This is a genomic window from Acidisphaera sp. L21 (assembly GCF_009765685.1).
GTDB lineage: Bacteria > Pseudomonadota > Alphaproteobacteria > Acetobacterales > Acetobacteraceae > LMUY01.
The window spans coordinates 1-327 of sequence record NZ_LMUY01000101.1; the positions used below are offsets into that span (position 1 = coordinate 1).

Annotated in this window: 1 pseudogene; it reads left to right on the forward strand. The window is 60.2% G+C overall.

The features are described 5' to 3' along the window. Positions 1–186 (forward strand): annotated as a pseudogene (locus tag GSQ76_RS19870) (manganese catalase family protein); the annotation flags it as partial. Between the last annotated feature and the right edge of the window lie 141 nt (positions 187–327).

The following is a 327-nucleotide window of genomic DNA, read 5'->3' on the forward strand; positions in this document are numbered from 1 at the left end:
GGCATCTGGGGCAATGGTGAGATGGCGCTGCCGGGCGATCCGCCGGGTGAGTTGGAAGTCGTCGACGGGCATCCTGAGGGCGGCAAGATCCCGGAATTGCTCGGCAACTATGGTGCGTTCGCTCCGAACTACGCACCGGAAGAAATGTTCGATATCGCCAGCAAGCTCTACAAGAAGTCTCGCTAACAACGCCCGGCCGGGGGCGACGATGCCCCCGGTCACTCTATCAGGCAAGTCGCCGATTGATGAGGATATGGATGTGCCTGTGAAACAAGAGCTGATCAGCAAGGTCGTGGCGATCACCGGCGCTGGGTCCGGGATCGGATT